Origin of the sequence: Streptomyces sp. NPDC093795, from assembly GCF_044764665.1 — a bacterium.
Lineage (GTDB): Bacteria > Actinomycetota > Actinomycetes > Streptomycetales > Streptomycetaceae > Streptomyces.
The window spans coordinates 369,536-383,371 of the sequence record NZ_JBIWIO010000002.1; the positions used below are offsets into that span (position 1 = coordinate 369,536).

11 protein-coding genes are annotated in these 13,836 nt (G+C 70.5%); 5 read left to right on the forward strand and 6 right to left on the reverse strand.

Features of this window, described 5'->3' with window-relative positions; genetic code table 11:
* Positions 1-40 precede the first annotated feature (40 nt).
* Positions 41-2,602, reverse strand: coding sequence for an aminopeptidase N (pepN, locus tag ACIRB7_RS06700; RefSeq protein WP_403593314.1), 2,562 nt, complete (start codon positions 2,600-2,602; stop codon positions 41-43).
* A gap of 157 nt (positions 2,603-2,759) precedes the next feature.
* Here pepN and ACIRB7_RS06705 point away from each other — a divergent pair, with 157 nt between their 5' ends.
* A complete protein-coding gene (locus ACIRB7_RS06705; RefSeq protein WP_403593320.1) occupies positions 2,760-3,395 on the forward strand; it encodes a DsbA family protein in 636 nt (211 codons plus the stop codon).
* 123 nt (positions 3,396-3,518) lie between these two features.
* On the opposite strand, the gene ACIRB7_RS06710 is transcribed toward ACIRB7_RS06705, so the two are convergent.
* The 3 genes from ACIRB7_RS06710 to ACIRB7_RS06720 form a co-directional block, all read right to left on the reverse strand.
* Positions 3,519-4,163 carry a superoxide dismutase gene (locus ACIRB7_RS06710; RefSeq protein ID WP_403593322.1) on the reverse strand — a complete coding sequence of 215 codons (645 nt, stop codon included), beginning with the start codon at positions 4,161-4,163 and terminating at the stop codon, positions 3,519-3,521.
* Positions 4,164-4,354: 191 nt separating this feature from the next.
* Positions 4,355-5,812 carry an amino acid permease gene (locus ACIRB7_RS06715; protein ID WP_403593325.1) on the reverse strand — a complete coding sequence of 486 codons (1,458 nt, stop codon included), beginning with the start codon at positions 5,810-5,812 and terminating at the stop codon, positions 4,355-4,357.
* Positions 5,813-5,926: 114 nt separating this feature from the next.
* Positions 5,927-7,300, reverse strand: a complete 1,374-nt coding sequence (locus ACIRB7_RS06720) for an amino acid permease (RefSeq protein WP_403593328.1) — start codon at positions 7,298-7,300, stop codon at positions 5,927-5,929.
* A 254-nt stretch (positions 7,301-7,554) separates the two neighbouring features.
* Here ACIRB7_RS06720 and ACIRB7_RS06725 point away from each other — a divergent pair, with 254 nt between their 5' ends.
* Entirely contained in the window at positions 7,555-8,148 is a 594-nt protein-coding gene (locus ACIRB7_RS06725; RefSeq protein WP_403593331.1) for a biotin transporter BioY, read from the forward strand.
* A gap of 74 nt (positions 8,149-8,222) precedes the next feature.
* Here ACIRB7_RS06725 and ACIRB7_RS06730 read toward each other — a convergent pair whose 3' ends face one another.
* Positions 8,223-9,659: an amino acid permease gene (locus ACIRB7_RS06730; protein WP_403593334.1), complete on the reverse strand. Its 1,437-nt coding sequence runs from the start codon at positions 9,657-9,659 to the stop codon at positions 8,223-8,225.
* Positions 9,660-9,855: 196 nt separating this feature from the next.
* On the opposite strand from ACIRB7_RS06730, the gene ACIRB7_RS06735 reads away from it, so the two are divergent.
* Together ACIRB7_RS06735 and ACIRB7_RS06740 are read left to right on the forward strand one after the other, a co-directional pair.
* The gene (locus tag ACIRB7_RS06735) at positions 9,856-10,344 is read left to right on the forward strand and encodes a ribose-5-phosphate isomerase (RefSeq protein WP_403593337.1); all 489 of its coding nucleotides are present in this window, start codon (positions 9,856-9,858) and stop codon (positions 10,342-10,344) included.
* Positions 10,345-10,419: 75 nt separating this feature from the next.
* Positions 10,420-11,229: an Fpg/Nei family DNA glycosylase gene (locus ACIRB7_RS06740; protein ID WP_403593339.1), complete on the forward strand. Its 810-nt coding sequence runs from the start codon at positions 10,420-10,422 to the stop codon at positions 11,227-11,229.
* 20 nt (positions 11,230-11,249) lie between these two features.
* Here ACIRB7_RS06740 and ACIRB7_RS06745 read toward each other — a convergent pair whose 3' ends face one another.
* On the reverse strand, positions 11,250-12,479 hold the full coding sequence (locus ACIRB7_RS06745; protein ID WP_403593342.1) for a GNAT family N-acetyltransferase: 1,230 nt from the start codon (positions 12,477-12,479) through the stop codon (positions 11,250-11,252).
* 106 nt (positions 12,480-12,585) lie between these two features.
* On the opposite strand from ACIRB7_RS06745, the gene ACIRB7_RS06750 reads away from it, so the two are divergent.
* Complete coding sequence (locus ACIRB7_RS06750) at positions 12,586-13,731, forward strand: PP2C family protein-serine/threonine phosphatase (RefSeq protein WP_403593345.1); 1,146 nt, start codon at positions 12,586-12,588, stop codon at positions 13,729-13,731.
* Positions 13,732-13,836: the final 105 nt, after the last annotated feature.

The window sequence follows — 13,836 nt, forward strand, 5'->3', positions numbered from 1 at the left end:
GGGCCGCGCGCCGAGGCGCACGACCCCCATCAGGGAAGAGCTACGCCGCCAACCGGTCGCACGCCTGCGCGCGCAGCGCCCGCGCCAGGTCGTCCCGCGCCTCCAGGACAAGGCGTCGCAGCGCCGGCGCCGCCGACTCGTGGGCCGCAAGCCAGGCGTCCGTCGCGGTCAGCGTCGCCTCGTCGTCCTGGAGTCCCGGGAACAGCCCCCGGACGACATGGATGCCGATCTGGATGGACCGCGCCGCCCACAGCCGCTCGATCGCCGCGAAGTACTTCTCCGCGTACGGGGCGATCAGTTCACGCTGCGAGGGCTGCGTGAAGCCCGCGATCGTCGCCTCCACCAGCGCGTTCGACAGGGTGTCCGACTCGACGACCTGCGCCCACGCCTGCGCCTTGACGGCCGCCGAAGGCCGCGAGGCCAGCAGCCGGACCTGGTGGCGCTTGCCCGTCGCCGTGTCGTCCCGGGCCAGCTCCGCACCGATCCGGTCCTCGTCCGCCCGGCCGTGCGCCGCGAGCGCGGAGAGCAGCGCCCAGCGCAGCTCCTGGTCGACGTCGAGCCCGTCGATCCGCGCCGTACCGTCGAGCAGCCCTTCGAGGAGCTGGAAGTCGGCGTCGTCGGAGGCCGTCGCCGCGAGGAACCGCGCCCACGTCAGCTGGTGTTCGCTGCCCGGCTCGGCGACGCGCAGCTCGCGCAGCCCGCCCTCGGCGAGCAGCCGCCCGCCCCGCTCGCGCCACTCGGGAGCCGCGTACAGGGTGACGGCCGACTTCGTCCAGGCGTGCACCATCTGGAGGACGCCGATGTCGGTCTCGCGGCCCGCGAAGGCGAGCGCCACGGCGACGAAGTCCCGGGCGGGCATCAGCCCGTCGCGGGTCAGGTTCCACAGCGCCGACCAGCACAGGGCACGGGCCAGCGGGTCGGTGATGTCACCGAGGTGTGCCCGCAGGGTGGCGAGCGAGCCCTCGTCGAAGCGGATCTTGCAGTAGGTGAGGTCGTCGTCGTTGACGAGGACGAGGTCGGGCCTCTCCTCGCCCGCGAGTTCGGTGACGACGGTCCGGGCACCGGTGATGTCGGCCTCGGTCCGCGCGTACCGGACGAGCTCCCCGCCGGAGAGCCGGTAGAGGCCGACGGCGGCCCGGTGCGGGCGGAGCTCGGCGCCCTCCTGGACGACGGCGAGCTCGGTGATCCGGCCCTCCGCGTCGTAGGTGACGGCGGGCGTCAGGGTGTTCACCCCGGAGGTCTGGAGCCAGGACTTCGCCCAGGCCTTCATGTCGCGGCCCGAGGTGTCCTCCAGGATGGTGAGGAGGTCCCCGAGCCGCGTGTTCCCGTAGGCGTGGCGCTTGAAGTAGCGGCGCGCGCCCTCCATGAACGCGTCCCGGCCGGCGTACGCCACGAGCTGCTTGAGCACCGAGGCGCCCTTGGCGTACGTGATGCCGTCGAAGTTCAGCTTGGCGTCCTCCAGGTCACGGATGTCGGCCGTGATCGGGTGCGTGGACGGCAGCTGGTCGGCGCGGTACGCCCAGGCCTTGCGGTTGTTGGCGAAGGTCACCCAGCTGTTGGTGAAGCGGGTCGCCTCGGCGTTCGCGAAGGAGCCCATGAAGTCGGCGAAGGACTCCTTCAGCCACAGGTCGTCCCACCACACCATGGTGACGAGGTCGCCGAACCACATGTGGGCCATCTCGTGCAGGATGACGTTGGCCCGGCTCTCGTAGGCGGCCTGGGTCACCTTGCCCCGGTAGATGTACTCCTCGCGGAAGGTCACCATGCCCGGGTTCTCCATCGCGCCGAGGTTGTACTCGGGGACGAAGGCCTGGTCGTACTTCCCGAAGGGGTACGGGTAGTCGAAGTTGTCGTGGAAGAAGTCGAAGCCCTGCTTGGTGATCAGGAAGACGTCGGCCGCGTCGAAGTGCCGGGCGAGGCCCTTGCGGCACATCGCGCCGAGCGGGATCTCCAGGTCGGTCCCGTCGGCCAGCGTCCGCTTGTAGGTGTCCGTCACGTAGTGGTACGGCCCCGCCACGACACAGGTGATGTACGTGGAGATCGGCGCCGTCTCCGCGAACCGCCACACGCCCTCGGCGTCCCGCTCGCCCGCGCCGTTCGACCAGACCGTCCAGCCCTCGGGCGCGGTCACCGAGAAGCGGTACGGGGCCTTGAGGTCGGGCTGCTCGAAGTTGGCGTACACCCGGCGGGCGTCGGCCGGCTCGTACTGCGTGTAGAGGTAGACCTCGCCGTCCTCCGGGTCGACGAAGCGGTGCATGCCCTCGCCGGTCCGGCTGTAGGCGCAGCGCGCGTCCACCACGAGCGTGTTCTCGTCGGCGAGGCCGTCGAGCGCGATCCGCGAGCCGTCGAAGACGACCGCCGGGTCCAGGGAGCGCCCGTTGAGCGTGACCGCGTCGACGGCCGGGGCGATCAGGTCGACGAACGTGCTCGTGCCCTCGCCGGTGCGGCGGAAGCGGATCGTCGTCTCCGAACGGAACGTGCGGACCGCCTCGGCACAGTCGCCGACCGCCGACCGCAGGTCGAGGACGACCTCGTACCCGTCGACGGACAGCAGGTCCGCCCGCTCGTGGGCCTCGTCGCGGGACAGATTCTCACCGGGCACGGTCACTCCTTCGTGGCGCGTTCGAAACAGCACCGATCCTCCCATGTGCCACTGTCACCCGGCGCACGGGAATGCGGTCACCGGCCCGTGGCGTTGGCTCCTTTCGGCGCACCACCTTCCGACGCACCACCTTCCGACGGCCGTACCGAGGAGTGACATGTCCGAGAGCAGGACCACCGCCGAGTTCTTCTTCGACCCGCTGTGCCCGTGGGCCTGGATGACCTCCCGCTGGATGCTGGAGGTCGAGAAGGTACGGCCGGTCGACGTCAGCTGGAAGGTCATGAGCCTGGCCGTGCTCAACGAGAACCGGCTCGACGAGCTCCCGGAGGAGTACCGCGAGATGCTGGAGACCAAGGCGTGGGGCCCGGTCCGGGTCGTCATAGCCGCCCAGCAGCTGCACGGCGACGAGGTCGTCGGCAAGCTCTACACCGCGCTCGGTACCCGCTTCCACAACGACGGCGAGGGCCCGACCCGCGAGGCGATCGTCGCGGCCCTGACGGACGTCGGCCTGCCCGAGGACCTCGCGGACTACGCCGACAAGGACACGTATGACGCGGAGCTGCGCTCCTCCCACAAGGAGGGCATAGACAAGGTCGGCCAGGACGTCGGCACCCCGGTCATCGCGGTCCCGGGCCCCGAGGGCGACGAGGTCGCCTTCTTCGGTCCCGTCGTCACGCCGACCCCGCGCGGCGAGGCGGCGGCCCGGCTGTGGGACGGCACGCTGCTCGTGGCGTCGACGCCGGGCTTCTACGAGATCAAGCGCACCCGGACGGCGGCGCCCAGCTTCGAGTAGTCCGCCCCGGCAGCACAGAAGAACCCCCGTGATTCACGTCATCACGGGGGTTCTTCGTCATTCCGCCCACACGTGAAGGTTGAGAAGACGATCACGAGCAGGACGACTGGGTGGTGCAGCCGGTCAGAAGGAGATCAGCGGGACCGAGGCCTTGGCGGCGTGGTAGCGCTTGCTCACGTCCTGCCAGTTGACGACCTGCCACATGGCCTCGATGAAGTCGACCTTCTGGTTCTTGTACTGGAGGTAGAAGGCGTGCTCCCAGGCGTCGAAGACCAGGACCGGGACGGAGCCCTGGCCGACGTTGCCCTGGTGGTCGTAGACCTGCTCGACGATGAGGCGGCCGCTGATCGGCTCGTACGCGAGGACACCCCAGCCGGAGCCCTGGGTGGTCGCGGCGGCCTTCGTCAGCTGGGCCTTGAACTTCGCGAAGGAGCCGAAGGACTCGGTGATCGCGTCCGCGAGGTCACCGACGCCGTCGGCGGCCAGCGGCTCGCCGCCTCCCCCGCCCTTCGGGCTGTCCATGTTGTTCCAGTAGATGGAGTGGAGGATGTGGCCGGAGAGGTGGAAGGCCAGGCTCTTCTCCAGGCCGTTGATCGCGCCCCACTGGTCCTTGTCGCGGGCCTCCTCCAGCTGCTCCAGGGTGTCGTTGGCTCCCTTGACGTACGCGGCGTGGTGCTTGTCGTGGTGCAGCTCGATGATCTGCGGATTGATCACCGGCTCCAGCGCCGCGTAGTCGTACGGCAGCTCCGGAAGTGTGTAGATCGCCATGCCCGGCTCCTTCAACGGCTCCTGCTTATTGCAACCCATATGCAAGTGCAGGCTAACAGTAGGTGCACGTCGTAGTTGATCAGCCCTTCGTCCTAGGTCCCGCGTCCCGCCCCGGCCCTCCTGCGGACGGACGAAACCCCCGGACCGAGCGGCGGTCCGGGGGTTTCGGGGAAGCGGGAGCGGAGGGGGTGTCAGGAAGGGCCGGCCGTCGCCTTCTCCGTCGCGTTCTCCGCCGCCTTCTCCGCCGTCCTCTGGCGTACGTAGCCGACGACGGCGAGCAGCAGCGTCAGGCCACCCGTCGAGTACAGCTGCACCCGCGTGCCCTCCTCGCGGGCCATCAGGACGAAGATCGCCGCCATGCCGGCGAGCGCCACCCAGGTCAGCACCGGGAAGGCCCACATCCGCACGACGAGCTTCTCGGGCGCCTCGCGCTCGGTGCGGCGGCGCAGCACCAGCTGGGAGGCGGCGATGAAGAACCAGACGACCAGGATGATCGCGCCGATCGTGTTGAGCAGCCAGATGAAGATGTCGTCGGGACGCCAGTAGCTGAGCAGCACACAGGCGAAGCCGAAGACGGAGGAGACGAGTACCGCCGCGCGGGGGACCCCGCCGTAGGTGCGGCCGAGCGCCTTCGGGCCCTGGCCGCGTGCGACGAGCGAGCCGGCCATGCGGGAAGCGCCGTAGATGTTGGCGTTCATCGCCGACAGCAGGGCGACGAGCACGACCACGTTCATGATCTCGCCGGCCGCCGGGATGCCCAGGTGGTCGAGGGTGGCGACGTACGGGCCCTTCTCGACGACCGTCTTGTCGTCCCACGGCACGAGGGTGACGATGACCGCCATCGAACCGATGTAGAAGAGCGCGATCCGCCACATCGCCGTCCGCACGGCCTTGGCGACGCCCTGCACCGGGTGCTCCGACTCGGCGGCGGCGATGGTGACCGTCTCCAGACCGCCGTACGCGAAGACGGAGGCGAGCAGGCCCACGATCAGGCCCTCGGAGCCGTTCGGGAAGAAACCGCCGTCGCCGGTGAGGTTCGCGGTGCCGGGGGCGTCCGTGCCGGGCAGGACTCCGGCGATGGCGAGCACGCCGATGCCGAGGAAGAGGACGATCGCGCCGACCTTGAGCGCGGCGAACCAGAACTCGAACTCGCCGAAGTTCTTCACGGCCGCCAGGTTGGTGGCGCAGAAGACCAGCATGAAGAGCGCGACCCAGGCCCACTCGGGGCTGCCGGGGAACCAGCCCGTCATGATCTTCGCCGCGCCGATGCCCTCGAGGCCGACGGCGACGCAGAGCAGGAACCAGAAGGCCCACCCGGCGGTGAAGCCCGCCCAGGGGCCGAGGGCCCGCTCGGCGTGGACGGAGAAGGAGCCGGAGGCCGGGTTCGCCGCGGACATCTCGCCGAGCATGCGCATCACCAGCATCACGAGGATGCCGGAGATGGCGTACGCGATCACGATCGAGGGTCCCGCGACGGCGATGCCGGCGCCGGAGCCGACGAAGAGTCCGGCGCCGATGACTCCGCCGAGGGCGATCATCGAGAGATGGCGCTGCTTGAGGCCGTGCGAGAGGCCGTTCGAGGGGCCGTTCGAGGAGTTCGCCACGTCGTCCTTGCGGTCGACGGGCTCGGGCGCGGTGGTCCGGGACATGGGCCGCCCTGTTCATTGGCTGAGACGGGGAACGCGCCACAGTCTGGGTGGGCACACCGCTCACAGGGAACAGATGTCCGCTATACGGGCACCAGCCTCACACAAGGTGAAGATCTACCTCCGCTTCGTGCGCAATTCTCGCACCCCGGCCACCAGGAGCACCGCGGCGGTCGCCGCCCCCGACCACAGCACCTGCGGGCGCGCCGCGTCGTCCGTCAACATCAGGACAAGCACCGCCGCCATTCCGGCGAGCGCCATCCAGGTCAGCCACGGGAAGCCCCACATCCTGAGCGTCAGCGTCTCCGGTGCCTCCCGCTCGATCCGGCGCCGCAGCCGCAGCTGCGAGACGGCGATCAGCGCCCATACGAAGAGCAGCACCGCCCCGACCGCGTTGAGCATGTACAGGAAGACGGAATCCGGCCACTTCAGATTGAGGAGTACGGAGACGAAACCGAAGGCCACGGACGCCAGCACCGCCCGCCGCGGCACCCCGCCACCCGACACCCGGAGCAGCCCCTTCGGTGCCTCCCCGCGCTCCGCGAGCGAGAACACCATCCGGGAGGAGCCGTACAGGTTGGCGTTGAGCGCGGAGAGCAGCGCCACGAACACCACCACGTTCATGATCTGCCCCGCCGCCGGCACCCCGATCGCGTCCAGGACCGAGACGTACGGCGACTCGCCCGGCTTCATCGACGTCCACGGCAGCAGCGTCACGATGACCAGCATCGAGCCCACGTAGAAGAGGAGGATCCGCCACACCGCGCTGCGGACCGCCCGCGCCACGTTCCGCGCCGGGTCGTCGGACTCGGCCGCCGCGATCGTGACGACCTCAAGCCCGCCGAAGGCGAAGACGACGGCGAGGACCCCGGAGACGACCCCCGCCCAGCCGTTCGGCAGGAAACCGCCCTGCCCGGTCAGATGGGACAGCCCCACCGGGTCGGTGTCGGGGAGCCAGCCGACGATCGCAAGCGTCCCGAGGATCAGGAAGAGCACGATCGCGCCGACCTTGAGCGCCGCGAACCAGAACTCGAACTCGCCGAAGTTCTTCACCGCCGCGAGGTTGGCGAGGGTGAACACGACCATGAAGATCAGCACCCAGCCCCACTGCGGCACCCCCGGCACCCAGCCGTGCGCGATGCGCGCCGCGCCCGTCGCCTCCACGGCGAGGACCACCACGAGCAGGAACCAGTACAGCCAGCCCACCGAGAAGCCCGCCCACCGGCCGAGCGCCCGCTCCGCGTGGACCGAGAAGGCCCCCGACGCCGGCATCGCCGCCGACATCTCGCCCAGCATCCGCATGACCAGCATCGCGAGCGCGCCTGCGATCAGATACGAGACCACGATCCCGGGCCCGGCGACGGCGATGCCCGCACCCGAGCCGACGAAGAGTCCGGCGCCGATCACACCGCCGAGCCCCAGCATCGTCAGGTGACGCTGCTTCAGACCGTGGGAGAGGGGCTCCGGTTCGGGGGTGAGGGAGTCGTGCATGTGGGGGCTCGTGCTCTCTGACGGTTTATGGAGACCCCACAGTCTCTCCAGTGAACGTCCTCTGGCGCAAAAGGGACCTCCGTGCAGGAGTTCCCAGTGACAAGCGTCACGTGGCGCGAGGTGTCAGTGGAGGGATTTGTTTGATCTCCACGAACCGTCCGCCCGCCGCTTTGTCGGCCGCTGACGGTGATCGAGCGTTCACTCCTGGCATACCGTCAATCAGTCCCACCCACCCTCACCCTCGCGGAGTACCGATGAGCACCGCCGCAGCCCCCGCCCGTACCCTCCGTGCGGGCACCGTCCTCGCCGACCTGCTCCCGGCGAGCCGCGCCCGCGACATCGCCCTCGTCGTCGGCGGCGCCGCCCTCACCGGCCTCGCCGCGCAGCTCTCGGTCCCGGTCCCCGGCTCACCGGTCCCGGTCTCCGGCCAGACCTTCGCCGCCCTGCTCGTCGGCACCGCCCTCGGTGCCCGCCGCGGCTTCCTCGCCCTCGCCCTGTACGCGGTCGCCGGCATGGCGGGCGTGCCGTGGTTCGCGCAGGCCACCTCCGGCTACGGCATGCCGTCCTTCGGCTACATCCTCGGCATGCTCCTCGCCGCGACCGTCGTCGGCGCCCTCGCCCGCCGCGGCGCCGACCGCTCGGTGCTCCGCACGGCCGGCGCGATGGTCCTCGGCTCCGCGATCATCTACGCGGTCGGCGTGCCCTACCTGGCGCTCGCCACCGGCATGACCCTCGGCCAGGCCGTGGCCGCCGGCCTCACCCCGTTCCTCATCGGCGACGCCCTCAAGGCCGCGCTCGCGATGGGCGCCCTGCCGGCCGCCTGGAAGCTGCTCGGCAACAAGGGCTGAGCCCCGCGCACACACGAGGAGGGCCCGCCGTTCCCCGAGGAACGGCGGGCCCTCCCGCGTGGGAGCCCCGGGCGCTACACGCGCTCGGAGGCCTTCTTGAACCGCTCCTTGACCAGCGCGATCACGATCACGAGCGCGGCCACGAGCAGCGAGAGCACGACCTGCTCACGGGCGCTGCCGCCGTCGTAGATCATGTAGCCGAGGACGAAGACGATCATCGCGATCGTCGCCCAGGTCAGGTACGGGAAGAGCCACATCTTCACGACGAGCTTCTCCGGCGTCTCGCGCAGGATGATGCCGCGCATCCGCAGCTGGGTCACACAGATGACCAGCCAGACGAAGAGCGCGACCGCGCCGGAGGAGTTCAGCAGGAAGGCGAAGACGGTGTCCGGCCACTTGTAGTTGAAGAAGACCGCGACGAAGCCGAAGACGACCGAGCCGAGGATCGCCGCCGTCGGCACGCCCCGCTTGTTGACCTTGGCGAAGGCCTTGGGCGCGTCACCGCGCCGGCCGAGCGAGAAGGCCATGCGGGAGGCGGTGTAAAGACCCGAGTTCAGGCAGGAGAGCACGGCCGTGAGGACGATGACGTTCATGATCTGACCGGCGTGGGCGATGCCGATGGAGTCGAGGGCGGCGACGTACGAGCCCTTCTCGACGATTGACTTGTCGTTCCACGGCAGCAGGGTCAGGACGATGAAGATCGAGCCCAGGTAGAAGACGCCGATCCGCCAGATCACGCTGTTGGTGGCCTTGGTGACCGCGCGCTGCGGGTCCTCGGACTCGCCGGCGGCCAGCGTGACGATCTCGCTGCCCATGAAGGAGAAGACGACCATCAGCACACCGGTGAGGACCGCGCCCGCGCCCATCGGGAAGAAGCCCCCGGTGTCGGTGAGGTGCGCGAATCCGGCGCCCGGGTTGTCCGAGCCGGGCAGCACGCCGAAGACGGCGAGCATGCCGATGACGACGAAGGCGCCGATGGCGACGACCTTGATGCCGGCGAACCAGAACTCGAACTCGCCGTAGGAGGCGACCGAGCCGAGGTTGGTGACCGTGAGGACCACCATCACGATGAGCGCCCAGGCCCACTGCGGCACGGCCGGGACCCAGCTCTCCAGGATCACCGCGCCCGCGGTCGCTTCGACGGCGAGCACGACGACCCAGAAGAACCAGTAGAGCCAGCCGATGCTGAAACCGGCCCAGCGGCCGAGGGCGCGGTCGGCGTAGGCGGAGAAGGAGCCGGAGGACGGCCGGGCGGCGGCCATCTCGCCGAGCATCCGCATGACGAAGACGACCATGGTGCCGACGAGGAAGTACGACAGCAGGATCGCGGGTCCGGCCGCGGCGATGCCGGAGCCGGAGCCGACGAAGAGACCGGCACCGATGACGCCACCGATGGCGATCATCGACAGGTGGCGGTTCTTGAGACCGGCCTTGAGGCCGTCGGAGGAGTGCGGTGTCCCGGGGGTACCGGTCTCCTCGCCGTCCTTGGTCAGGGTCGGTTGCGTGTTCATGAACGCTTCCTTGCGTGTGGGGGGCGCTCGGATCGCGAGCCCGAGCATTGAACACCGGGAACGGGTGTGATCGGAAGACCTCATTCCGGATCGTTGTGTGGACCACTTCGCGAGAGTCGAAGGTCCGTACCAGACCGGGTGAAGGCCCCGACCCCGCTGCCTGCTACCCGGCCCCTGACATGCCACACTCGGTTTCATGCGCGTCTACATCGGTTCCGACCACGCCGGATACGAACTCAAGAACCACCTCGTCGAGTGGCTCACCGCACACGGCCACGAGCCCGTCGACTGCGGTCCCCACATCTACGACGCCCTGGACGACTACCCGCCGTTCTGCCTGCGTGCCGCCGAGAAGACGGCCGCGGACGCGGACAGCCTGGGCATCGTCATCGGCGGTTCCGGCAACGGCGAGCAGATCGCCGCGAACAAGGTGAAGGGGGTGCGCGCCGCCCTCGCCTGGAGCGAGCAGACCGCCGCCCTCGGCCGCGAGCACAACAACGCCAACGTGATCTCCGTCGGCGGTCGGATGCACACCCGGGAAGAGGCGACCAAGTTCGTCGAGATCTTCCTGACCACCCCGTACTCCGGTGACGAGCGTCACACCCGCCGGATCGACATGCTCACCGCGTACGAGACCACCGGCGAGCTCCCCCCGATCCCGGCCCACCACCCGCAGGAGGGCTGACCGCCCTTCACCCGTGCCGCCGGCCGAGCCCGGCGGCACGGCCATGCCGTCGTCCCGTCAGCCAGGAGAGCAGCCGTGCCCGAGGGGCATACGATCCACCGCCTCGCCCAGGACCACCTGGAGCGCTTCGGCGGCCGGCCCGTGCGCGTCAGCAGCCCGCAGGGCAAGTTCTCCGACAGCGCGGCGCTCCTCGACGGCCGGATCCTGGACGGCGTCGACGCCCACGGCAAGCACCTCTTCCTCGGCTTCGAGGACACCGGCTGGGTCCACGTCCACCTGGGCCTCTTCGGCAAGCTCGGCTTCGGTACGACTCCGGCGCCGCCGCCCACGGACACGGTCCGGCTGCGCCTCGTCGACGACGAGCACTACGCCGACCTGCGCGGCCCGACCACCTGCGCGCTGATCACCGAACCCGAGAAGCGCGCGATACACGACCGCCTCGGCCCCGACCCGCTGCGCGACGGCGACGACCCCGAGAAGGCCTGGCGCCGGATCTCGACGTCCCGTACGACGATCGCGGCCCTGCTGATGGACCAGAAGGTCATCGCGGGCGTCGGCAACGTCTACCGGGCGGAGGTCCTCTTCCGCCACGGCATCGACCCGTACCGCGCGGGCAAGGACATCACGCGCGAGGAGTGGGCCTCGATGTGGACGGACCTGATCGGCCTGATGCGCGAGGGCGTCCGCCTCAACCGCATCGACACGGTCCGCCCCGAGCACACCCCCGAGGCCATGGGCCGCCCCCCGCGCGTCGACGACCACGGCGGCGAGGTGTATGTCTACCGCCGCGCGACGATGCCCTGCCACCTCTGCACGACGGAGATCCGCACGGCGGACCTCGCCACCCGCAACCTCTTCTGGTGCCCCACCTGCCAGCAGTCCTAGGGGCCAGGGGTTGCGCCCCTCTAGAACCCGTGCGGCAGCCACGGCGCGACCGGTGACCCGAACGCCACCGACGCCTCCACCAGCGCCCCCTCCCGAAGCTCCCGCACCCGCCCGGCCGCGGCCAACGACACCAGCGAGGTCCCGCCCAGGTACGCCGCCCCCAACTCCCGTACGGACAGAGCGACGTCCGCCGCGTCCTCCGTACGGGTACAGCTCGCGCCCTTCGCGTCCCCGGTCAACCGCCAACGCCCCCCGTTCCACGGACAGAACGCGTCCTCGACCTCGAACACCACATCCACCGGCGCCTGATACGTCCGCGCCTCGAGCGCCGCGCCCACATCCACGAGCCGCAGGAACAAACCCTCCCGCAGCGTCGGCTCGCACCGCCGTACGTCCGACACGAGGCCCAGCCACGCGTCGTCCACGGGACGACTGTGGATCCGTACCTTCGTGGTCAGGTCCACCGAGCACACGAACCGCCACAGCGCCGCGTCCGCCGCCGGATCGAGCCCCATCAGTTCGTGGACCACCACCGTCCCGTCGGCCCCGGCGAACGACCAGTCCGGCTTGATCGCGTAGCGCACGAAGCCCACGACCTCCCCGTCCCGCTCCGCCACCACGCACTGCCGGGGCGACGCGCCCTCACGGCTCCCCGCCGGATCGAGCAGCGGCAGCCGCTCCCACCCCGGTCGCCGGGCGAGCATCCCCGGCCGGGTCGGCACGAGACGCGCGTACACCGCCTCGCACGCCCCCGAGGCCTCCACCGGGTCGACGGCCCGCAGCCCCACCGCGTCCGTGCCCTCCGGGACCGTCAGCCGCACCCGGTCCGTGTGAATCGTCGCGTGCGCCGAGTACGAGGCCGCGCCGTACCCGAACCGCCCGTAGATCTCCGCCTCCGAGGCCGTCAGGACGGCCAGCGGCTCGCCCCACGCCCGGACGTCCTCCAGCTGCCGCCGCATCATCGCGGTCAGGATCCCGCGCCGGCGGTGCGTGCCGGCCACGCTCACCATCGTCACCCCGGCCGCCGGCACCGTCGCCCCGCCCGGCACCGTGAGACCGAACGAGAACGCCCCCGCCGTACCCACCGGCAGGTCCCCGTCCCAGGTACCGAGGAACCGCTCGTGCTCGGTCAGGTCCTGCCAGAGCCGCCGCTCCTCCGGTTCCTCCGGCACGCCCCCGAACGCAAGCTCCAACACCCCGTACCAGCGGTCCCATTCATCCGGGTCGAGAACCCGCAGTTCAGTCGTCATATGCCATCGATATCAGCGGCGCCCGCCCGGGGCGACCCGATTTCACGCACATTGTCACCGGGGTACCCCTGCGCGATGTCGGACGGGATGGATAGGGTCCAGGCCAATGGGACACCGCGCCGGAGTGAACACGACCGCGGCCAGGCTGCGCAGACGCGCCCGCCGGGCCCGCATCGCGCTGCGCAGATCCGGCGTCGACTACTTCCGCGGGGACGGCTCCGACTGGCTCGCGTTCGCCGGACTCTTCCTGATGATTCCGGCCATCGCCTGCGGAACCCTCCTCGACCCGGTCTGGTGCGCACCCGCCGCGCTCGTCCTGCCCATCGTCGCCGGCGGACTGCTGTTGCGCCCCGCCAGCCTCCTCGGTCTGTACGCGGCGGCGGCCGGCGCCCTCATCGTCGAGTCCGTCGTCCTCGGCCCGTACACCCAGGGCGCCGCCCGGGTCACCCCCGGCACCGTCCTGGTCGTCGCCGCCTGCGGCCTCTTCGGACTGCTCATCGCCCAGTTCAGGGCCCGGGTCGGGGTGCCCTGGCGGCGCGGCGGCACCATGCTCTTCGACCTGCGTGAACGCATCCGCGTCCAGAGCGCCCTGCCCCGCCTCCCGCAGGGCTGGCACCGCGAGATGGCGCTGCGCCCGGCCGGCGGTCAGTCCTTCTCCGGCGACTTCGTCGTCGCGGCCAGGACCCACGGCGGCCGCACCCTGGAGGTCGTCCTCACCGACGTCTCAGGCAAGGGCATGGACGCCGCCTCCCGGTCCCTGCTGCTCTCCGGCGCCTTCGGCGGCCTCCTCGGCTCGCTCCCGCCGCACGGCTTCCTCCCCGCGGCCAACGGCTATCTGCTGCGGCAGAACTGGGACGAGGGCTTCGCCACCTCCATCCACCTCGTCCTCGACCTGGACTCCGGGGACTACGAGCTGTTCTCCGCCGGCCATCTGCCCGCCCTCCAGCTCCACGCGGGCAGCGGCCGCTGGGAGGAGAAGGCCGCCGAAGGCCCCCTCCTCGGCGTCTACGACCGCGCCGAGTTCCACCCGGTCAAGGGCTCGCTGCGCCCCGGCGACGTCCTGATGCTCTTCACCGACGGCCTGGTCGAGGCCGCGGACCGGGACATCGCCGAGGGCATCGACCGGCTCACCGGCGAGGCGGACCGCTGCGTCGCCGAGGGCTTCGAGGGCGTCGCCTGGCACCTGATCGAAGCCGTCGCCAAGGACGTCAACGACGACCGCGCCCTGCTCCTGATCAGCCGCCCGGCCTGAGAAGCCCTGGCCGTTCGTCTCTGATTCCACCGCCTCTCGATACGAGACGATTCGTCACCGGGCAGCGAGGGCAGGGAGGTTGGTGGCACGATGGAGACAGCGGGG